At 66.8% G+C, this 20,377-nt stretch carries 20 protein-coding genes; 18 read left to right on the forward strand and 2 right to left on the reverse strand.

What is annotated here, in order from left to right; genetic code table 11:
- Positions 1–277 (forward strand): BLUF domain-containing protein (locus DYI37_RS18095; RefSeq protein WP_147307945.1); only part of this gene is annotated, 277 nt, incomplete at its 5' end.
- A 33-nt stretch (positions 278–310) separates the two neighbouring features.
- Here DYI37_RS18095 and DYI37_RS18100 read toward each other — a convergent pair.
- Entirely contained in the window at positions 311–1,294 is a 984-nt protein-coding gene (locus DYI37_RS18100) for a glycosyltransferase family 2 protein (RefSeq protein ID WP_245413994.1), read from the reverse strand.
- 246 nt (positions 1,295–1,540) lie between these two features.
- On the opposite strand from DYI37_RS18100, the gene DYI37_RS18105 reads away from it, so the two are divergent.
- The 7 genes from DYI37_RS18105 to DYI37_RS18135 all read left to right on the forward strand — a co-directional run bounded on the left by DYI37_RS18105 (position 1,541) and on the right by DYI37_RS18135 (position 8,250).
- Complete coding sequence (locus DYI37_RS18105; protein ID WP_245413995.1) at positions 1,541–2,299, forward strand: GntR family transcriptional regulator; 759 nt, start codon at positions 1,541–1,543, stop codon at positions 2,297–2,299.
- Positions 2,292–3,326 carry an ADP-ribosylglycohydrolase family protein gene (locus tag DYI37_RS18110; RefSeq protein WP_425365062.1) on the forward strand — a complete coding sequence of 345 codons (1,035 nt, stop codon included), beginning with the start codon at positions 2,292–2,294 and terminating at the stop codon, positions 3,324–3,326. Before DYI37_RS18105 ends, DYI37_RS18110 begins: the two co-directional genes overlap by 8 nt.
- Positions 3,326–4,348, forward strand: a complete 1,023-nt coding sequence (locus DYI37_RS18115) for a PfkB family carbohydrate kinase (RefSeq protein ID WP_116684694.1) — start codon at positions 3,326–3,328, stop codon at positions 4,346–4,348. Before DYI37_RS18110 ends, DYI37_RS18115 begins: the two co-directional genes overlap by 1 nt.
- Positions 4,345–5,397: an ABC transporter substrate-binding protein gene (locus DYI37_RS18120; protein ID WP_116684695.1), complete on the forward strand. Its 1,053-nt coding sequence runs from the start codon at positions 4,345–4,347 to the stop codon at positions 5,395–5,397. The genes DYI37_RS18115 and DYI37_RS18120 overlap by 4 nt, the downstream gene beginning before the upstream one ends.
- Positions 5,398–5,531: 134 nt before the next feature.
- A complete protein-coding gene (locus tag DYI37_RS18125) occupies positions 5,532–6,401 on the forward strand; it encodes an ABC transporter permease (protein ID WP_116684696.1) in 870 nt (289 codons plus the stop codon).
- Complete coding sequence (locus DYI37_RS18130; RefSeq protein ID WP_116684752.1) at positions 6,401–7,189, forward strand: ABC transporter permease; 789 nt, start codon at positions 6,401–6,403, stop codon at positions 7,187–7,189. The genes DYI37_RS18125 and DYI37_RS18130 overlap by 1 nt, the downstream gene beginning before the upstream one ends.
- A complete protein-coding gene (locus DYI37_RS18135) occupies positions 7,189–8,250 on the forward strand; it encodes an ABC transporter ATP-binding protein (protein WP_116684697.1) in 1,062 nt (353 codons plus the stop codon). Before DYI37_RS18130 ends, DYI37_RS18135 begins: the two co-directional genes overlap by 1 nt.
- A 118-nt stretch (positions 8,251–8,368) precedes the next feature.
- On the opposite strand, the gene DYI37_RS18140 is transcribed toward DYI37_RS18135, so the two are convergent.
- Complete coding sequence (locus DYI37_RS18140) at positions 8,369–9,391, reverse strand: LacI family DNA-binding transcriptional regulator (protein ID WP_116684698.1); 1,023 nt, start codon at positions 9,389–9,391, stop codon at positions 8,369–8,371.
- A gap of 246 nt (positions 9,392–9,637) precedes the next feature.
- Between DYI37_RS18140 and DYI37_RS18145 the strand changes: the two genes are divergently transcribed.
- From DYI37_RS18145 to DYI37_RS18190, 10 genes are all read left to right on the forward strand, one after another.
- Positions 9,638–11,005 (forward strand): LLM class flavin-dependent oxidoreductase, encoded by a 1,368-nt coding sequence (locus DYI37_RS18145; RefSeq protein ID WP_116684699.1) that lies wholly within the window; start codon positions 9,638–9,640, stop codon positions 11,003–11,005.
- Between the two features lie 73 nt (positions 11,006–11,078).
- Positions 11,079–12,425, forward strand: a complete 1,347-nt coding sequence (locus DYI37_RS18150) for an acyclic terpene utilization AtuA family protein (RefSeq protein ID WP_116684753.1) — start codon at positions 11,079–11,081, stop codon at positions 12,423–12,425.
- 5 nt (positions 12,426–12,430) lie between these two features.
- Positions 12,431–12,748: a DUF4387 domain-containing protein gene (locus tag DYI37_RS18155; protein WP_116684700.1), complete on the forward strand. Its 318-nt coding sequence runs from the start codon at positions 12,431–12,433 to the stop codon at positions 12,746–12,748.
- Between the two features lie 129 nt (positions 12,749–12,877).
- Positions 12,878–13,870, forward strand: a complete 993-nt coding sequence (locus tag DYI37_RS18160; protein WP_116684701.1) for a flavin reductase — start codon at positions 12,878–12,880, stop codon at positions 13,868–13,870.
- Between the two features lie 155 nt (positions 13,871–14,025).
- Positions 14,026–14,700, forward strand: coding sequence for a nitroreductase family protein (locus tag DYI37_RS18165; protein WP_158555215.1), 675 nt, complete (start codon positions 14,026–14,028; stop codon positions 14,698–14,700).
- Positions 14,701–14,824: 124 nt separating this feature from the next.
- Positions 14,825–16,135 carry a histidinol dehydrogenase gene (gene hisD, locus DYI37_RS18170; RefSeq protein ID WP_116684703.1) on the forward strand — a complete coding sequence of 437 codons (1,311 nt, stop codon included), beginning with the start codon at positions 14,825–14,827 and terminating at the stop codon, positions 16,133–16,135.
- A complete protein-coding gene (locus DYI37_RS18175; RefSeq protein WP_116684704.1) occupies positions 16,132–16,890 on the forward strand; it encodes an SDR family NAD(P)-dependent oxidoreductase in 759 nt (252 codons plus the stop codon). The genes hisD and DYI37_RS18175 overlap by 4 nt, the downstream gene beginning before the upstream one ends.
- Before the next feature lie 295 nt (positions 16,891–17,185).
- The gene (locus tag DYI37_RS18180; RefSeq protein WP_116684705.1) at positions 17,186–18,175 is read left to right on the forward strand and encodes a TRAP transporter substrate-binding protein; all 990 of its coding nucleotides are present in this window, start codon (positions 17,186–17,188) and stop codon (positions 18,173–18,175) included.
- Positions 18,176–18,439: 264 nt separating this feature from the next.
- On the forward strand, positions 18,440–18,991 hold the full coding sequence (locus DYI37_RS18185) for a TRAP transporter small permease (RefSeq protein ID WP_116684706.1): 552 nt from the start codon (positions 18,440–18,442) through the stop codon (positions 18,989–18,991).
- A 1-nt stretch (position 18,992) separates the two neighbouring features.
- Positions 18,993–20,270 carry a TRAP transporter large permease gene (locus tag DYI37_RS18190; RefSeq protein ID WP_116684707.1) on the forward strand — a complete coding sequence of 426 codons (1,278 nt, stop codon included), beginning with the start codon at positions 18,993–18,995 and terminating at the stop codon, positions 20,268–20,270.
- The last annotated feature ends 107 nt before the right edge of the window (positions 20,271–20,377 follow it).

Consider the following 20,377-nt stretch of genomic DNA (forward strand, 5'->3'; position numbering starts at 1 on the left):
CGCGCAGGTGCTGGAAGGCCCTCTGGCGAATGTCGAGGCGGCGTTCGAGCGGATCCAGCAGGACGATCGTCATGGGGATGTCTCCCTTCTCGCGCTCGATCCGATCGAAACACGCAGCTTTCCGAACTGGGCGATGGGGTTCGTGGGAACGTCCGATCGTGATGCGGAGCGTTTCGCGGCCGTCGGCACGTCCAGCGGATTCGATCCCGCGCGCCTCAGCGGCGACCAGATCCATACCCTTCTGCGCGATCTGACGATCGAGGAGGAAGCTGCCTGATCGGACGCCTTTCGCCTCGCATGAATTGCGCACTCACGGCCGGTAGGGCGTGAGCAGCGCGTCGCGCTCGAAGGTGCGGCCCTTGCCGGGCGAGAGCTCTTCGTAACGGGCCGAGCGCGTTTCGACGTGGGATCGCGTCAGGTGATGGGTGATGTGGAGGTTCGGCGCGATGAAGCCGTCGCGCCAGCCGCGCGGCAGGAGTGGGCGCTCGTGCACCCGCCCTTCGAAGCGCACGGATCTGCGATTGAGCCGGTACTGAACGTCGGGGTAGAGATCGGCGAGGACGCCGTCGACGAGATTGCGACGCGGCAGGCCGACCGAGAGGGCACCGGTCCCGTCGGCCAGCGCCGCGACCCGGCCGAGATGGGCGAGCGTGTCGTCGTCGAGGCTCTCGTCGGCATCGAGTTGCAGCACCCAGTCGCTCTTCGCCGCGATCTGGCCGGCATTGCGCTGGGCCGCGAAATCGCCGTCGAGCGGTCTTGCCAGCATCCGGACATCGCCGCCGGGCACAGGCCTCGGCGGGACCGCGCTCGCCGAAACCACGAGGACGATCTCCGCAAAGCTCGGCCCCAGAGCCGGCAGCCGGCGCGCGAGCCCTTCGAGATCGGAAGGCCGGCAGAGCATGACGAGAGAGACCGGCACGCGATCGATAAGAGACAAGGGCGACAGCCGGGCGATGGCGGGCAGCGGGCGATAGGGATGGCGAAGCGCATCCCGCTGCGCATCCCCGAGCGGTGTCGTCGCGAGGTCGCGCCCGAGGGCGAGGGTCCGCAGCGCATAGCTCTCGACGGTGATCGGATCGCAGGTCCGGGAGACGAAGTGTTCCGGGGCCAGTCGCTCCTTCAGGAAGCGCTCCAGCGTCCCGTCCTTCGTCCCGGGCCCGGTCCCGGTCCCGGATAGTCGCGGATCGACCAGGATCCCGCAATGCCCGCATTCCGAAAATTCCGCGGCGCCGAGGCCGGACGAACGCTCGCTCGGGCGCAGGCCACGGGCCCCGCAGCAGGGACAGCGCGTCATTCAAACCTCGGATCTGCGTGATGTGAACGGCACCGGACCTCCCTATCACAGGCACAGCTCGGCGGTGAATCGCTCAGTTGGGCGAACGAACCTCTCCGGACGTCCCACGCGGCCTTTCCCATCGCCCACAGACCGGCACCGGTGCTTAAAGCAAATTTTTCTCCCCGACCCGCGATGCCGTTGACAAGTCCGCGGAGGCAACGGAAGATACAGGTATAGACAGGTCTGAGAACAGGTGCGAACAGGTTGAGCGCGAGCGGCATGTCGAGGGCCGGGGTTGGGGCCGGGGCTGGCATCGGGACCGGAGTCGGGGTCGGCAAGCCAGAGAGGATCGCCCGGATCCTCGAACAGGAGATCCGCTCCGGACGGCTTGCCCATGGCGACCAGTTGCAGAGCGAGAGCGCGCTGGTGCGCCGCTTCGCGGTCAGCCGATCGACAGTCCGCAAGAGCCTCGGCCATCTCGCCGAGCGCGGGCTCATCACGACGAGCGTCGGCATCGGGTCCTTCGTCACCTTCGACGGCCGGATCGTCGCCGACGAGGCGGGCTGGACCAAGGCCCTGCGCAAGGCCGGCGCCAACGCCCTGACGCGCACGCTGCGCCTCGAAATCGTCGAGGACGGGGATCTGGCGACGCGGCTCGGCCTCGAGGCCCGCGAATTCGTTGCGCTCGACCGGGCCCGGACCGATGCCGGCGACGGACACGCCATCTCGATCGAACGCTCGCGCATCCCGATGATGCCCGAGATCGAGAACCTGCCCATGCGGGGCCTGAGGGACGGCTCGCTTCATTCGACCCTGCGCGAGGCCGGGCTCGTTCCCGATCACGGCGAGGAGTGGATCGACGTGGTCGCGCTCGAGGCCGAGGATGCCGAAGCCATGGCCTGCCCGCCGGGAACCATGTTCCTGCGCATGCGCCGGGTCATCCGCACCGCCGACGACCGGGTGATGGAACACATCACCAGCCTCCTCAATCCCACCCATTTCGCATTGCATCGGAATTTCTGACGTGACCGCAGACGAAACCCAGTTCGATCGTGCTCTTGGCGCCCTCATGGGCGGGGCCCTCGGCGATGCGCTCGGCATGCCGACGCAGCTTCTCTCGGCCGCCGCGATCCGCCGCGCCTACGGCTTCGTCGATCGCTTCATCGATCCGGCCGGGGATCATCCGGTCTCCCGGGGCCTTCCCGCCGGCATGATCACCGACGACACGGAGCAGACGCTGCTTCTTGCGCAAGAACTCGTGACGGGCGGCGAGCGCTTCGACCACGCGGCGTGGGTCGAGCGGCTCCTTGCCTGGGAAACCGACGTCAAGGCACGCGGCAGCTACGACCTTCTCGGCCCCTCGACCAAGCGCGCCATCGACCTCATCCGCGCCGGCACGCCCGCAAAGGAGGCCGGACGCGAGGGCACGACCAATGGCGCGGCCATGCGCATCGCGCCCGTCGCCATCGCTATGCCCGCCGAGCCGTTGACGGCCCTCATCGACAAGGTGGCCGAGACCTGCGCGGCCACCCATGCGACGACCGTCGCCATCGCCGCCGCCTCGGCGGTCGCGGCCGCCGTTTCCGCCGCGATCGACGGCGCGGACTGGAACGCTGCCGCCGAGCACGGCATCGCGGCCGCCATTCGTGCCCGCGAGGTGGGAGCCTGGACCGCCGCACCCGATATCGCATCGCGCATCCGCTGGGCGCGCGATCTCGTCTCCGGCCAGTCGGAGGAGGCGGCGATCGCCTCCATCGTCGATCTCGTCGGCACCTCCGTCGCCTCGCAGGAATCGGTTCCGGCCGCCTTCGCGGTCGTCGTCGCGGCGAAGGGCGATCCCTGGCGGGTCGCCGTCATCGCCGCCAATCTCGGCGGCGACACCGATACGATCGGCGCGATCGCCGCGACCATGGCGGGGGCTGCGAGCGGGTTCGCGAAGCTTCCCGCAGAGCGCGTCGCCGAACTGCGCGGCCTCGACATCGCCGAGGTGAAACGCCTCGCCGAGGGGCTTCTGCGCCTTCGGGGCGCTGCCAGAGGAGCGCGCGGCTGATGGCGCCCCGCCTCATCCATCTCGGCGGAGCGGTGATGGACTATGTCTATCGCGTGCCAAGCCTGCCCCGGCGGGCGGCAGAGCTTCTGGCGGGAAGCTTCGAGCGCCTGCCGGGCGGGGCGGTGAACATGATGGTCGCGGCCCGGCGCACCGGGCTTGCCACCGCCTGCGGCGGGCATCTGGGCACGGGGGCCGACGGCGACCGGCTGCGCGCCTTTCTCGCGGCCGAGGGGATCGAGGTTCTCCTGCCGCCGCTTGCCGATGTGGACAGCGGCAATTGCGTCGTCCTCGTCACGCCCGATGCCGAGCGCTCCTTCGTCTCATGGCCGGGCGCCGAGGCGCGGGCCGACGGCTTTGCCGCCCTTGCCGGCATGGTGAAGCCGGGGGATATCGTCACCGTCAACGGCTATATCCTCACCTATCCGCGCTGCCGCCCGGCCGTTCTCTCCCTTCTGGAACGCCTCGAAGACGGCGTGGACCTCGTCTTCGACCCGGCGCCCGTCATCGCCGACATTCCGGCCGATGCCCTGTCGGCGGTGCTTGCCCGGGCGACCTGGCTGAGCGCCAATACGAGCGAGATCGCGGCGATCGAGCCGGGCGCGGCTCTCGCCGATGCGGCCGCCCGCATCCTTGCCGAACGCATGCCCCGGGCGCGGGGCGTCGTCGTGCGGGGCGGGGCGGACGGCGCCCATCTCCTCACCCGGTCCGGCACTCTTGCGACCATTCAGGGCTTTGCGGTCGAGGCGATCGATACGAACGGCGCCGGCGACACCCATCTCGGCAGCTTCGTCAGCGCGCTCGCCCGCGGCATGGAGCCGGAAGAGGCCGTCAGATACGCCAATGCGGCCGCCGCCATCGCGGTGACGCGCCATGGCGGGGCGAGCGGCCCCGGCCATGACGAGATCCTCGAATTTCTTGCCCTTAAGGATCAGGATCGGGACCTCGACCGGCGCGGAACCGGTCGAGATCCGATGACACGACAAGCCCCACCCCGGATGATGGTTGAAGGAAACGAGACATGACGAAGACGATGAAGCCGATGCTCCTTTGCGCGGGCGCCCTCCTCCTTGCGACCGGCGCTCATGCCGGCGAGGTCCATGTTCTGAACTGGAAGGGCTATGGCGCGGACGAGCCCTTCGCGACCAAGGCCTTCGAGGAGATGACCGGCGATACGGTCGTCAACGACTTCTTCAACTCCGAACAGGAGATGCTGACGAAGCTACGCACCAATCCCGGCCTTTACGACGTGGTGATGATCAACGCCGCCTTCATGCGCCAGGCCCTCGAGGAGAACCTGGTCCAGCCGATCGACACGGCGAAGATCTCGAACTACGGCGATCTCGATCCCGATCAGGCAGCCTCCGCCATGCTGAACGAGGACGGCAAGACCTATGGCGTGCCATGGACCTGGGGCCTCACCACGATCGCGATCAACGACAAGGCCTTCGACACGGCGCCGACCTCGATCAGGGAGATGTGGAAGCCCGAGCACGAGGGCCGCGTGACGATCCGCGACGACGCGGTCGAGGCGATCCAGCTCGGCGCGCTGGCGACCGGCCAGAACATCAACGACATCAAGGATATGTCGGCGGTCGAGACCTCGCTCACCGAGCTTCTGCCCAATGTTCGCACCTTCTGGTCGGCCGAGAACGACTGGAACCAGATGGTCGCCTCCAACCAGATCGATCTCGGCACCTACTGGTCGGGCTCGGCGGGCCGCGCCAAGGCGCAGTTCAACCTGCCGGTCTCCCTCGCGGTGCCCGAGGAAGGCGCCGTCGGCTGGCTCGACAGCTTCGCCATCCCCGTGGGCTCGGACAATGTCGAGGGCGCGGAGAAGTTCATAAACTACATGATCTCCCCCGAATTCTACGTGGAATGGGACCAGACGGTCGGCGCCCCGGTTTCGGCGAGCCGCCGGGCCGTCGCGGCCCTTCCCGAAGACGCCTTCAACCGGCGCGTCATGGGCTCGCCCGAGATCGCGGAGCGCGTCCAGTTCCAGCAGCCGATCACCGACGAGCAGCGCGAGAGCTACCTCAAGACCTGGCAGAAGCTGAAGGTCGGCGCGAACTGACCGGGATCGTCCCGCCCTGCCCTGCCCTACTCTGCCGCGCGGCCTAGAACCCGCGCGGCAGGCCGCCGCCCATCCACGATCTCGAACCCATCGGGCGACCCCGGGTCGTCATCCGATGCCCAAGGACGACGCAGATGACGCCATCCTTCAAGACGAGACGGCGCAACGGGCTTCTCTCGGCCCTGCCCCTTCTGTTGCCGGCCTATGCGTGGCTGACGCTCGCGATCTTCCTGCCTCTGTCGGCGATGGTCTATTTCTCGCTCCTCAGCGACATCGCGCCGAACGCCCCCTCCCCGTCGCTGACGATCGAGAACTACGCGACCTTCTTCTCAGATCCCCTCTACGCCACCCTGCTGTGGCGCTCGCTGGTCCTCGGCCTCATCGTCACCCTCGCCTGTCTCGTCATCGGCTTTCCCGCCGCCTATGTGCTGGCGAAGATCCTGAAGGGCCGGGCCCGCGAGGCGATCTTCCTCCTCGTCATCCTGCCGTTCTGGAGCAATTCGCTCGTGCGCGTCTTCTCCTGGTCGATGGTGCTGCGCGAGGGCGGCATTCTCGACACCGCCCTCAACGCGGTCCTGCCCTTCGAGGTCACCTTCGACCTGATCTATTCCTATCCGGCGGTCGTGATCGGGCTCGTCCACTCCTACCTGCCCTATATGGTGCTCACCTGCTACCTGACCCTGCAGGCCATCGACGACGCACTGATCGAGGCGGCCCGCTCGCTCGGCGCCTCGCGCCTTTCCGCCCTTCGCCGGATCGTCCTGCCGCTCGCAATGCCCGGAATGCTCGCGGGCTCCGCCCTCATCTTCATTCCCGTGGTCGGCTCCTTCATGGAGCCCCGCATTCTCGGCGGGCGCAACGGCACCCTCTTCGGCACCGTGATCGAGGACCAGTTCACGGCGGTGTACAACTGGCCGCTCGGCGCCGCCCTCTCCTTCATCCTGCTCGCGGTCGTGCTTGTCATCCTCCTTGCCGCAGCGCCCGTCCTCAGGAGAACGGCATGATGCGCTCTTCCTCCCTCCTGTCCGGTCTCGGCCGCGTCTATATCGGCCTCGTCCTCGTCTTCCTCTATCTGCCCCTCGTCATCATGGCGGCGATGTCCTTCAACGCCTCGCCCTTCTACCAGCTGCCCTTCGAAGGAACGACATCCTGGTATGCGGCGCTGGCTTCGAACGAGGGGCTGATCGCATCGACGCTGAATTCGCTTCAGATCGCCGTCCTGACGACGCTGATTGCAACGACGCTCGGCACGGCGGCGTCGCTTGCGCTCTTCCGCAGCGACTTCAGGGGCAAGCGGGCGCTCCAGGCCCTGCTGTTTCCGCCGATCGCCATTCCCTGGCTGATCTCGGGAACGGCGATGCTCATCTTCTTCTTCGGCACCGGCATCGGGCGCGGCCTCCATGCCATCCTCCTCGGCCATGTGGCGCTCGCCCTTCCCTATGTGATCATCGTCGTCTCGGCGCGGCTCCAGACCTTTCCGCGCGAATTGGAGGATGCGGCCGCCTCCCTCGGCGCGAGCCGTTGGCAGACGACGCGCAAGGTCACCCTGCCCGCCATCGCGCCGGGCATCGTCGCCGGCGCCCTCTTCGCCTTCGCGGTCTCCTTCGACCAGTTCGTCGTGTCCTACTTCCTCGCGACACCCGGCCAGACGACCCTGCCGGTCGAGATCTATGCCGCGATCCGCAAGGGCTTCACGCCCGAAATCAACGCCGTTTCGACGATCGTCATCCTGTTCTCCATGGGATTGATGCTCATCGTCTCGCGCTTCTTCCGCTTTGCAGGAGACAGGTAATGGCCCGCGTCGACGTCAAGAATGTCAGCCTGTCCTTCGGTGCCTACCGGGCGCTGAACGATGTCTCGATCTCCTTTGCCGATGGCGGCTTCTACGCCCTGCTCGGGCCGTCGGGCTCGGGCAAGACGACGCTGCTGCGCATGATCGCGGGTTTCGAATATCCCGACGAAGGCTCGATCCTCATCGGCGGCGAGGCGGTGGAGTCCGTTCCCGTCGACAAGCGCCGCATCGGCATGGTGTTCCAGAACTATGCGATCTTCCCGAATATGAGCGTCGCCGAGAACGTCGCCTTCGGCCTTAGGGTGCGCGGCGAAAAGGGCGCGGGCGTCGAGAAGGCGGTTTCGGACGCGCTCGATCTCGTCCAGCTCGGTCATCTGGCCAAGCGCCGCCCGCACCAGCTTTCCGGCGGCCAGCGCCAGCGCGTCGCGCTCGCCCGGGCCATCGTGACGAAGCCGCGCGTCCTCCTCCTCGACGAGCCGCTCTCGGCCCTCGACAAGGGCCTTCGCAAGGACATGCAGATCGAGTTGAAGCGCATCCAGCGCGAGGTGGGCGTGACGACGATCTTCGTCACCCACGACCAGGACGAGGCCCTCTCGATCTCCGATCGCATCGGCATCCTGAAGGACGGGGCCATCGTCCAGGAGGGCGCGCCCGAGGAGATCTACGACCGGCCCCGCAGCGAATTCGCCGCGACCTTTCTCGGCGAGGCCAATATCATCGAGGGCACGGCGGAGGGCGGACGGCTCACCCTCGAAAACGGCGTCTCGATCCCCCTCCCCCAGGAGGCGGCGCGGAGTTCGGGACACCTGCGCTGCGCGATCCGCCCCGAGCGCGTCCATGTCGTGCCCGGCGGCCTTGCGAGCGTGAACCTTTCGCAAGCCGGCACGCTGACGGGCATCGTGCGCCACAAGCTCTTCTCCGGCAGCCTCAGCACCTATTCGATCGACTGCGACGGCCGCCAGTTCCAGGCGATCGTCCCGCGCACCGGCGAAGACGACATCAGGATGGGCTCGCCGGTCGAGGTGACCTGGAAGAAGGAGGACCTGATCATCCTGGCATAGGGACTGCGGTTCCCCGGTCCCGGTGACGGACGAACGCTTTCGCGCCTGACGCTCCACGCCTCTCGATGCTGCCCGGTGGCCGTATCGTGCGAAACCGCAGACACCCCGTCCGCGGAACTCAGGCGCCGCTCGAGCCGCGGACGATCAGGCGTCCGCGCAGGGAGAGGACCTCCTCCGGCTGGTTCTGGTCCTTGCTGCGCGATTGAAGGATCTCGAAGGACCGGCGGATCATCAGGGGCAGCGGCTGCTCGATCGTCGTCAGATCGTAGATCGGCCGGGCCGAGGACGGAAGGCCGTCGAAACCGACCACGGCGATGTCGTCCGGGACCCGCACGCCCGCCAGCCGGAAGGCGTCGAGGACGCCCATGGCCATGATGTCGCTCACCGCGAAGACGCCGTCTGGGCGCTCGGCGGGCGCCATCGCGGCGATCGTCCGCCCGGCCTCAAAGCCCCCGTCATAGGTCGAATGGCCGTCGAGCCTCAGAGCCAGCGTCAGATCGTCCTTCGCAAGGCTTGCCGCGAAGGCGTCCTCGCGCTCCTGCGAGGTCGAGCTCGTCGACGAGGTCCGCACGATCGCGATCCGGCGCCGTCCCTTCGAGCGCAGCAGCTCGGCGAGTTCGCGGCCACCCGCCCGGTTGTCGCAGGTGACCGCGCAGGCGCGCTGCATGGCGACCCGGTTGACCATCACGAGCGGCACCTGATTGGCCGCGCAGATCTCGCTGGCCCGCGATGTCATGATCGCGGACGAAATGATGCAGCCGTCCACCTGATATTGCAGAAGCGCTTCCGCCGTCCGCTCCTCGATGGGGCCGAGCCCGGCGTGGATGATCAAAAGGCGCACGCCGAGCGCCTCGGCCTGCGCCGTCGCCTCGTGCAGGAGTTCGGTATAGAAGGGGTTCGTGGACGGCCCGAGAACCAGACCGTAGAGCCCGCTTCGGCCGGAGGAGAGCGTGCGCGCCAGCGCGTTCGGGGTGTAACCGAATTCGCGTGCGAGGCCGAGGATCCGCTCACGGGTCTTCGTCGATATGCGGCTGTCTCCGCGCAAGGCCCGCGTCACCGTCGAGGGCGCCACGCCGGCCTTCTGCGACAGGGTGACGATGGTCGTGCGCCGGGTGGGCTTCAGCTCGGTTTCTTCTTCCATGGCATCTCCTAGCAAAGCGGAACGGTGCTGTCGCCGGCTACTTTAGGCGCAAGCGATTGCAATGGTTCGAATAGGCCGTTTCGCGCCCATCACGCTCGCATCGATCCCGATTTCTCTATCCCCATACGCAATGGAGTGACTTGACAAGGCGCGTCGGAAGCGGTTCAACACAATTAGTGCGCACACGTTTGCGCAACGAATGAGTGCCGGTGGGAAACCCGTACGCGGCTTGAGGAGGTCGAATTCATGAACGCACCCGACAGACAGATCAAAATGGTGGGGTTCCTGCAGGCGCAGAACTGTTCGATCGCCCCGGGATCCTGGCGCCACCCCGCCAATGCGACGGATTTCCTGACGCCCGACTACTTCCAGAGGGTCGGACGGGTGCTCGAGGACGGCAAGTTCCACCTCGCCTTCTTCGACGATCGCCTCGCGATGCCCGACATCTTCGACGACGATCATTCCGAGGCCGTGGCGAACGGCGTGCGGGTGGTCAAGATGGACCCGGTCTCGATCATCACCGCGATCGGTCTTGCGACCCAGAAGCTCGGGGTCGGCATCACCTATTCGACCACCTATTACGAGCCGTTCCACGTGGCGCGGCTGTTTGCGACGCTCGATCTGATGACGAGGGGCCGCGCGGCCTGGAACGTCGTCACCTCGCTCAACAATTCGGAAGCTGCGAATTTCGGGCGAACCGAACACCTCGCCCATGACCTGCGCTACGAGCGCGCCGACGAATTCCTCGAGGTCGTGACCGGGCTCTGGAACAGCTGGGAGGACGATGCGCTCGTCGTCGACAAGCAGTCCGGCCTGTTCGCCCATCCCGAAAAGGTGCACAGGCTCGGCCACAAGGGGAAGTATTTCAGCTCCCGCGGCCCGCTTCCCGTGCCCCGCTCGCCCCAGGGGCATCCGGTGCTGATCCAGGCCGGCCAGAGCGGTCGCGGCCGCCAGTTCGCGGGCCGCTGGGGCAATCTGATCTTCGTCGTCTATCCCAACAAGGACATGGGCAAGGCGCAGTACGCGGCCGTGAAGCAGGAGGTCGAGGCCGCCGGTCGCAATCCGGACGAGGTCGCGATCTGCCCGGCCTGCTATGTCTGCGTCGGCGAGACCCAGGCGATCGCCGAGGAGAAGCGCGAATATATCCGCGCGCTCGCAAAGCCGGTCGATGCGGTGGTGCTTTTGTCCGAAGCGCTCAATTTCGACTTCGGCTCCAAGCCGATGGACAGCGAATTCACCGAGGAGGAGCTCGCAAAGCTCTCCTGGTCCGGCTTCCGCGACCGCGTCGTCGCCCTGTCCGGCAAGGCCAATCCAACGGTGCGCGACTTCGTCCACTTCTCCGGGCGCGGCACGATCGGGGAGTTCCCGATCTTCTGCGGCACGCCGACGGCGGTCGCCGACCAGATGGAGGAATGGTTCACCGAGCGGGCCTGCGATGGCTTCGTCCTCGCCGCGACCCACACGCCGGGTGCCTTCGAGGACTTCACCCGCTTCGTCGTGCCGGAGCTTCAGCGGCGGGGCCTCTATCACCGCGATTACGCGGGCTCGACCCTGCGCGAGAATCTCGGCCTGCCCTTCCCCGTCCAGGCCGAGCGCCGGGCGGCGGCCGAATAGGGCACGGGAACCCCTCGATCAGGATCGGGCCGCCGACGGCGCCCATTGGGAGGTATAAATGGAAGAATTCAGGATGCTCTCGACGAGCGGCATCCTCGGCTATGGTTATGCCGAGGAGTCGCTGAAGATCGGAATGTCGTGGGAGCCCCACGTCATCGGCTGCGACGGCGGCAGCACCGATCCCGGCCCCTATTATCTCGGCGCCGGCAAGTCCTTCACCTCGCGCCTGTCGGTCAAGCGCGATCTGAGGCTGATGCTCCAGGCGAGCGTCGCCGCCGGCATTCCCTGCATCATCGGCACGGCCGGTGGCGCGGGCGGCGAGCCTCACCTTAAGGCGACCGCCGATCTCGTGCGCGAGATCGCCCGCGAGGAGAAGCTGTCCTTCAAGATGGCGCTCATCCATTCCGAGCAGCCGAAGGCGGATCTGCGCGGCTGGGCCGAGGCCGGGCGCACGAGGCCGCTCGCCCGCATGAAGCCGCTCGACGGCGAGACGATCGATCGCTCCGAGCGCGTGGTCGCGATGATGGGACCCGAGCCCTTCGCCCGCGCCCTCGACGAGGGGGCGCAGGTGATCCTGGCCGGACGCAGCAGCGATCCCGCCCAGTGGGCGGCGCCCGCGATCCGCGCCGGCATGGCCCCGGCGCCCTCCTGGTATGCGGGCAAGATGCTGGAATGCGGCGCCGAGCCCACCGTTCCCAAGGAACCCGACTGTATCTTCCTCAGGGTGCGCAACGACCATGTGGTGTGCGAGCCGCCCAATCCGATCCGCCGTTCGACGCCGCTCGCCGTGGCCAATTTCGCGCTTCACGAGAATTCGAGCCCGATCCACCACGTCGAACCCGGCGGCCTGCTCGACACCAGCGCCTGCCGCTTCATTCCGGTCAGCGACCGGGCGGTGAAGATCGACGGCATGACCTGGACTCCGGCCGACCAGTACACGGTCAAGCTCGAAGGGGTGGAACTCGCCGGCTACCGGGCGATCGCGATCTGCGGCACCCGCGACCCGGTGCTGATCTCCCAGATCGAGGACTATCTGACGACCCATCGCGAAAAGGTCCTCGCCAAGGCCGAGGCCTTCGGCGTGCCGCGCGACGCCTACACCCTCATCGTCCACACCTATGGGCGCAACGGAGTGATGGGCGGCTGGGAGCCCCTGAAGGAGTTCGCCTCCCACGAACTCGGCTTCGTCATCGAGGTGGTCGCGCGCGACCAGGACACCGCGAACGCGGTTCTCGCCATGGCACGGACCTCGATGCTGCATGCCGACTTCCCGGGACGGCTCTGCAAGGAGGGCAACATGGCCTTCCCCTTCAGCCCCTCCGACATCGAAATGGGGGCGATGTACCGCTTCAACGTCTTCCACACGCTGTCGCTCGACGATCCGTGTGCGATTTTCCCGATCGAATACGAGAAGGTCTGAGAACCATGCCGAAGATCAAGGACATCGCCCAGATCTGCAAGAGCAAGAATGCCGGTCCGTTCAACGTGACGATCGACGTGCTCTTCGAGGACCACGACCTCTACCGGAGGGTGAAGGAGACCGGGGTTCTCAACGCCGCGCTCTTCTCGCGGCTCTACGGCGTGCCGGAGGCCGACATCCTCTTCACGCCCTATGACACCGCCGCCGCCTTCAAGGCGACGTTCCCGCGGGCGATCCCGGCGGGCGATTTCGGCGACACCGACGTCTACGGCGCCCAGCAGCACGCGCCGCTTCTCGATGTCGAGATCCCGCTCGAGGCCTGAGCGGAGAAGCTTCAGGACACGGGCGGATCGCCGCCGGCCCGGAAACGGGAAACTTGGCCGCGCGCCGGGGATGAGCGCGCGCGGCCCCATCAATCAGGTGAAAACGGGAGGGCCTCGCGCCGTACGACCATGACCGATGACAAGAAGATACTGCGCAACGCGCTCGGATCCTTCGCGACGGGCGTGACGATCGTCACCACCCGCGCGCCCTCCGGCGTCGATATCGGGCGCACGGCGAACAGCTTCAGCTCGGTTTCGCTCGATCCGCCGATGATCCTGTGGAGCCTGTCGAAGACATCCTCCAGCTTTGCCGACTATCGCGACGCGGAGCACTTCGCGGTCCACATTCTCGGTGCCGATCAGGACGATCTGTCCGGGCTCTTCGCCGGCAAGAAGGCCGACAAGTTCGAGGGGCTGGACATCGAGCGCGGGGTCGGCGACGTGCCGCTCCTGAAGCGTTGCGCCGCCCGCTTCGAATGCCGCACCGTCTACCAGTACGAGGGCGGCGACCACATCATCTTCGTCGGCGAGATCGTCGAGTTCACCCACTGGCCGACGCCGCCGCTCGTCTTCCACGGCGGCCGCTACGGGCTCGTCGTTCAGCACGAGGACGAGGAGCGGACCACCGCCGAGCGCGAGGAAAGTCTCTCGCCGAACGACTTCATCTATCTCATCTCCCGCGTCTTCTACCGGATCCGGGAGGAAGCCGTCGCCGAACGGCGGCGACGCGGCTGGAGCGGGGCCGACTACGCCGTCCTTCAGCTCCTCGGCCATGGCGACGGCCTGTCGATCGATGAGATCAAGCGGATCGGCCGCGCGCGGGGCGACGAAGTCGGCGACGCCACGATCGAGGGCCTGATCGAAAGGGGTCTGCTGCGCCGGGCCTCCGACGATCCGAACGGCTCCGTCCTCATCTATCTGACGGCCGAGGGCCGCCGTGAGATCGTCGAGATCGTCGCCATTCTCAAGGCCTCCGAGGCCCAGTGCCTCGCCGATATTCCCGACAACGAGATCCGCATCCTCAAACGATTGTTGCGCGGCATGGCCTCGGCCGAGGACATCAAGTGGCCGCCATCGCCCAATCCCCGGCCGATGGCCCTCGGGGAGCAGGCGACGCAATGAGGGTTTGGGCGATCGCGCGATAGGCGATCGAGGCCGGCACGACCGGTATCGGCGGGGGCATTCCTCCCCGACGAGGTTGCCCCTTCGTCGCGCTCGGGGCCTCGGGGCCTCCGGGCTCGGCCACAAGGGTTCGAAACACGGCATCGAGGATGATCTTGAACTCAGATATCTCCGTCCCTGCGGGCTCGGCGGGCCCGGCCGATCCGTCCGATGGGCGCGGTATGGCCGCGCGCGGCCTGCTCCGCTCACGCCTCTCCTGCCAGGCCTTCGATCCGCGGGCGACCCTGTCGCGTGCGGCGATCGAAGGCCTGATCGGGGCCGCGGTCCAGGCGCCCAGTGCCTTCAACCTTCAGAACTGGCGCTTCGTCGTCGCCCACAGCCCGAACAGCCGGTCACGGCTCAAGCCAGCGGCCTACGGGCAGGAGAAGATCACCGATGCGGCGGCCGTCGTGATCGTCGTCGGCATCGAGCCGGTCTCGGACGCCTTCTCGGCCCTCATGAACCGTGACGAGGAGGACGGGCGGCTGCCGGCGAGCGAGCGTGAAAGGCTCGATCGGCAGATCGGCCGGTCCTATTCGGACCCTTGCGCAGGCAAGGCCGAGGCGATCCGCTCTGCAAGCCTTGCCGCCATGACGCTCCTTCTGGCCGCCGAAGCCGACGGCATCGCGGCCTGTCCGATGAGCGGCTTCGATCCGGCAGAGGTGGCGCGAGCGTTCGCCCTCGCCGCCGGCGAGACGCCGGTGCTCCTCGTCGCTCTCGGCCGCAACGCCGATCCGGCGCAGGTGCAGAAGCAGCGACGCCCGGTATCTGCGGTGTCGAGCTTCGCGTGATCCTTCGCCGAGGCGCCACGGCGAAACGGCAGTCCGTTCGAGCCATCCGGCCTTTGCAGTGCGGCTCGCGAAAACGAATTGGCCCCGGCCGGTTCCCATCCATTCAGAAGCGGAGACATCAGCCATGACCATCACCTATCTCAAGCGCGGTCGCGAAGAAGCGGCGAAGGCGGCGGACGATCTCGGCGTTCGCCGGTCGGTCGAGGCCGCGCTGGCCGATATCGAGGCGCGCGGCGATGTCGCGGTCCGGGAAATGTCGCAGAGATTCGATCGCTACACCCCGGAAAGCTTCCGCCTTTCCGAAAGCGAGATCGAGGCTCTCGTCGCCCGGCTCTCCAGGCGCGAACTCGACGACATCCGTTTCGCGCAGGAGCAGGTGCGCGCCTTCGCCAAGGCCCAGCGCGCATCGATGACCGATATCGAGGTCGAAACCCTTCCGGGCGTCGTCCTCGGCCACAAGCATATCCCGGTCCAGTCCGTCGGCTGCTACGTGCCGGGCGGCAAGTTTCCCATGGTCGCCTCGGCCCATATGTCGGTCGCCACCGCCTCCGTCGCGGGCGTGCCGCGCATCGTCGCCGCGACCCCGCCCTTCAACGGGGAGCCGAACCCGGCCGTGATCGCGGCGATGCATTTCGGCGGGGCGCACGAGATCTACGTGCTCGGCGGAATCCAGGCGGTCGGGGCCATGGCGCTCGGCACTGAGACGATCGCTCCGGTGCATATGCTCGTCGGTCCGGGCAACGCCTTCGTCGCCGAGGCGAAGCGTCAATTGTTCGGTCGCGTCGGCATCGACCTGTTCGCCGGCCCCACCGAGACGATGGTCATCGCCGACGACACGGTCGACGCGGAGCTCTGCGCGACAGATCTTCTCGGTCAGGCCGAGCACGGCTACAACTCGCCGGCGGTTCTCCTCACCAATTCCCGCCGCCTCGCGGAGGGCACGCTCGAGGAGATCGACCGGATCCTCGCCATCCTGCCGACGGCCGAGACGGCGGGTGCGAGCTGGCGCGACTATGGCGAGGTCATCCTGTGCGACAGCCACGAGGAGATGCTGGCGACAGCCGAGGAGATCGCCTCCGAGCACGTGCAGGTGATGACGGATCGCGACGACTGGTATCTTGAGAACATGACCGCCTATGGCGCGCTGTTCCTGGGCCCGCGCACCAATGTCGCCAATGGCGACAAGGTCATCGGCACCAACCATACGCTTCCGACGAAGAAGGCCGGGCGCTATACCGGCGGCCTTTGGGTGGGAAAATTCCTGAAGACCCATTCCTATCAGCGCGTCGACACGGATGCGGCTGCGGCCGAGATCGGGCGCTACTGCTCGCGCCTGTGCATGCTCGAAGGGTTCGTCGGCCATGCCGAGCAGGCCAATCTGCGCGTGCGCCGCTTCGGCGGCGACAACGTGCCTTACGGGGAAGCCGCCGAATGACCCCGGCGCCCGATTTCTCCCTCGACGGCCGGATCGCGATCGTGACCGGCGCCGGGCGCGGCATCGGTCGCGCGGTGGCGGACGTCTATGCGCGGGCAGGCGCGGATGTGAGGCTCCTGGCGCGAACGGGGAGCGAGATCGAGGACGCGGCCGGTGAGATCCGCGCGGCGGGCTTTCGCGCCGAGGCGGCGGCGATCGACGTGACGGATGGCGGCGCCTTCAGGGGCTATGTCGCCTCGCTGCCCCGGCTCGACATCCTCGTCAACAATGCCGGGACCAACCGGCCGGGACCCTTTCTCGATGTGAGCGAGGAGGATTTCGACCATGTCGCGGGCCTTAACCTGCGTGCGGCGTTCTTCGCCATGCAGGCGGCGGCATCGCGGATGGCCGAAGGCGGCCGTGGCGGCTCGATCGTCAACATGTCCTCCCAGATGGGGCATGTGGGAGCCCGCAACCGCACGCTCTACTGCGCCACGAAATGGGCGCTCGAGGGCCTGACAAAGGCCGCTTCCCTCGAACTTGCCGCCCACGGGATCCGGGTGAACACGATCTGCCCGACCTTCGTCGAGACCCCGATGACGAAGCCGTTTCTTGAGGACGAGACCTTCCGCGCCGACTGCCTCGCGCGGATCAAGCTCGGCCGGTTCGGGTCCGTGTCCGACATCACGGGGGCCGCGCTCTTCCTCGCCTCCGACGCGTCGTCCCTCATGACGGGCACCCATATGCTGATCGACGGCGGCTGGACGGCGGAGTAGGTCTCGCCCGCTTACGGATGGGCGCATCAGGAACAACCGTTTGCGCTTTCAATTACAGCCTGAAAATCGGGAAGGGTCATCCGATATTGCCGACAATAGGGCGCTCCGAACGTCTTGACAGTGAACGAGGAAGACGCGATACATTTCATTAGCGCAATCGTTTGCGCAAAGTCGTAGCGCCGGCTCCTCAACCCGACATCGCGGTAGGACGCGTGTCGGGCCGGACAGAGGAGGCGGCTATCGAGCGGCGTTTCGGGTTGGAGGCTCGGCCGCACCTTTTTCAACGGGAGGAAGCATGAAGATCTTCGCAACCGGCCTGTGCGCCGCAGCCGTCACTCTCGCCGTGACATCCGCGCACGCCGAGGACCGCACGCTCCGTGTCGCCACCAGCGTGCCGCAGCATCACTACCTGACGCGCGCCATCCAGACCTTCGCAGACCGGGTCAACGAACGAACCGATGGCGAGATCTCCTTCGAGGTCTACCCGGCCCAGTCCCTCGTCACCGATCAGCAGATGGACCAGGCCGTCGCCAACGGCACCGTCGATATCGGCATCGCCTCCGCCTCGATCCTCGCCGGCACCATCCCGGCCTTCAACATCTTCGCCGTGCCCTTCTATTTCGACACGCGCGAGAAGCTCGATCACTCCGTCACCCGCGGCAACCCGATCCGCACGACCCTCGATGAGGAGATCGAGAAGAAGGGGCTTCATGCCGCCTTCTGGATTCCCTACGGCTCGATCGCCATGGTGACCCGGGACAAGCCGGTCCACGTGCCGGACGACATGAAGGGCATGAAGATCCGCACCTTCGGTTCGACCGTCAGCGAGTTCGTCGAGGCCGTGGGCGCAGCTCCCGTCGTCACCAGCGGCGGCGAGCAGTTCCTGGCGCTGCAGCGCGGGATCGTCGACGGCGGCCTGACCGGCTGGAGTTCGGTCACCGATCGCCGCCTCTACGAGGTCTCCAAATATGTCGTGGCGACGGACCACATGTACGAGACGCATTTCGCCCTCATGAGCTCCGGTGTCTGGGACAGCCTGTCGCCCGAGACGCAGAAGATCTTCCAGGAGGTCGGCGAGGAGATGGAGTCCGAGCTGATGGACGAGATCTTCACCGTCAACGACAAGGCCAAGGCCGAACTGTCGGAAAAGATGGACGTCATCGAGCTGACCGACGCCGAGAAGACCCAGTGGAAGGAGGCGACGCGTTCGGTCGCCGAACACTTCTACGAAAGCGGAGACGACGTCTCCAAGACGGTCTTCGAGGAGGCCGAAAAGGTCCAGTAAGGCCGAACCGGCTCCACCGGGCGCCCGTGAAGGCGCGTCCGGCGGGGCCGCTCGCGGCCTCGGCTGCCTCGCATCCGCCCCTCGCCCGCGTCATGGCGGCGATCTGCGCCGCGGCCATCGCCCGGTGGCGGCAGGGCGCTCCCACGCGATGGCCGGTTCCCGCGAACGGGCGCGCTCCTCCCCTCCCCTCTCCTGCGTTGACCTCGCCGACCCGTCGTCGCAACGGTCAGGCTTGCGAACTATTTCCAGGGAACAGGTCTCCTCATGACACATGATCAGCATCGGCCACGCATACGGAGCCATCCGCTCGTGCGCCTTCTCGACAAAGCGGTGATGGGCATCGCGGAGCTCAGTTCCTGGATCTATCTCCTGATCGGAGCGATCGTGACCTACGAGGTCGTCGTGCGCTACGTCTTCAACGCCCCGACCCACTGGGTGGAGGAGATGTCACGGCTCGGAATGGTCTGGGCGACGTTCCTCATTCTCGCCGCCTGCCTCAACCAGCGGCAGCTCATCACCATCACGCTGCTTTCGAACGCCGCCGGGCCCCGGGTCAGCGCCGCGCTTGAAGCCATCACCTTCGCCCTGATCGCGGCTCTCGCCCTCGTCATCGCCTGGTACGGCTTCGAATCGATGATGCAGACCGTCTCCATCGGCAGGCGGACCAATACGACGCTCTCGCTGCCCTATTGGAGCTTCTACCTCCCGATCGTCCTCGGCTTCGCGCTTCTGGCCGTCCAGGCGCTCGCCGAACTGGTCCTTCTGCTCGTGTTCGGCGCCAGGGCGAACGAGCCGTTCGAGCCCGAGGATATCTGACATGGAAAGCCTCTTCGTCCTTCTCGCTCTCCTTGCGCTGCTCTTTGCCGGAATCCCGGTCGGCATCGCCCTCACCGCGACCGGCACGGGCCTCCTCCTCCTGAAGGGCATCCCGATCGCCGGCGTGCCGGAGGAGTTTCTCGCCTCCTTCAACAGCTTCATCCTCCTCGCGGTGCCGATCTTCCTCCTGACCTCCAACATCCTCCTGAAGGCCGGGGTCGCCAAGGATCTCTTCGACGCCGTGCAGCGCTGGGTGGGCGGCATTCGCGGAGGCGTGGCGGTGGCCACGATCATCTCCTGCGGAATCTTCGCGGCGATCTCCGGCTCCTCCGTCGCGGTCGCGGCCATGATCGGCACGGTCGCGATTCCGGAAATGACCCGGCGCGGCTACGATCGGCCCTTCGTCATGGGAACGCTGGCGGCCGGTGCGACGCTCGGCATCCTCATTCCGCCCTCGATCCCGCTGATCGTCTATGCGGCGGTGGCCGAGGAATCGACCGCCTCCATGTTCCTTGCCGGTATCGGACCGGGCCTCTGCCTCGTCGCCGCCTTCCTCGTCTACTGCCTCGTCAAGTCCCATCGCGGCGGCGCGCCGGAGACGGGCGATGCGATGGACGACCCGCGAAGCCGGCTCACCCTCAGCATCAAGGCGGCTCCAACGATCATCATCGCACTGACCATGATCGGCGGCATCTATGCGGGCATCTTCACCCCGACCGAGTCCTCGGCCGTCGGCCTGACGATGACCCTCGTCTACGTTCTCGTCCTGCGCCGTTCGCTCGACTTCAAGGGTCTGCGCGAGGCGGTGGTGGGTGCGGGCCTGACGACCGCGAACCTCCTGCTCATCATCGGCGGGGCGAACGTCTTCGGCAAGGCGCTGCTCCTCTACCGGATCCCCTTCGAGATCTCGAACTGGATCGCGACGAATATCGAGACGGCCGGTCTCTTCGTGCTCATCGTCACCGCGCTCCTTCTGGTCCTCGGCCTGTTCCTCGAAGGCATCGCGATGATCCTCATCGTTCTGCCGGTGCTGCTTCCCTCGCTCGGCGTCAACGGGATCGATCCGGTCTGGTTCGGCATCTACTTCGTCCTGATGATCGAACTCGCCCTGATCACGCCGCCCGTCGGCATGAACCTCTTCGTCATCCAGTCGGTGGCCAGATCCGACCTGAACGAGGTCATTCGCGGCGTCATTCCCTATGTCGTCATCATGATGGGGATGGTGGCCCTCATCTACTACGTGCCGAGCATCGTGCTCTACATTCCCTTCTCCGGATGAGGCGGCGGGGGGAACGGCGGATCGGGTTCTCCGGATCGTCCGATCTCCTGCCAGGGAACCAGAGCCCCGCACCCGTTTCCAGAATCGGGTGCGGGGCTTAAGACTGA

The sequence above is a fragment of the Fulvimarina endophytica genome (genome assembly GCF_003403015.1).
GTDB classification, from domain to species: domain Bacteria; phylum Pseudomonadota; class Alphaproteobacteria; order Rhizobiales; family Rhizobiaceae; genus Fulvimarina; species Fulvimarina endophytica.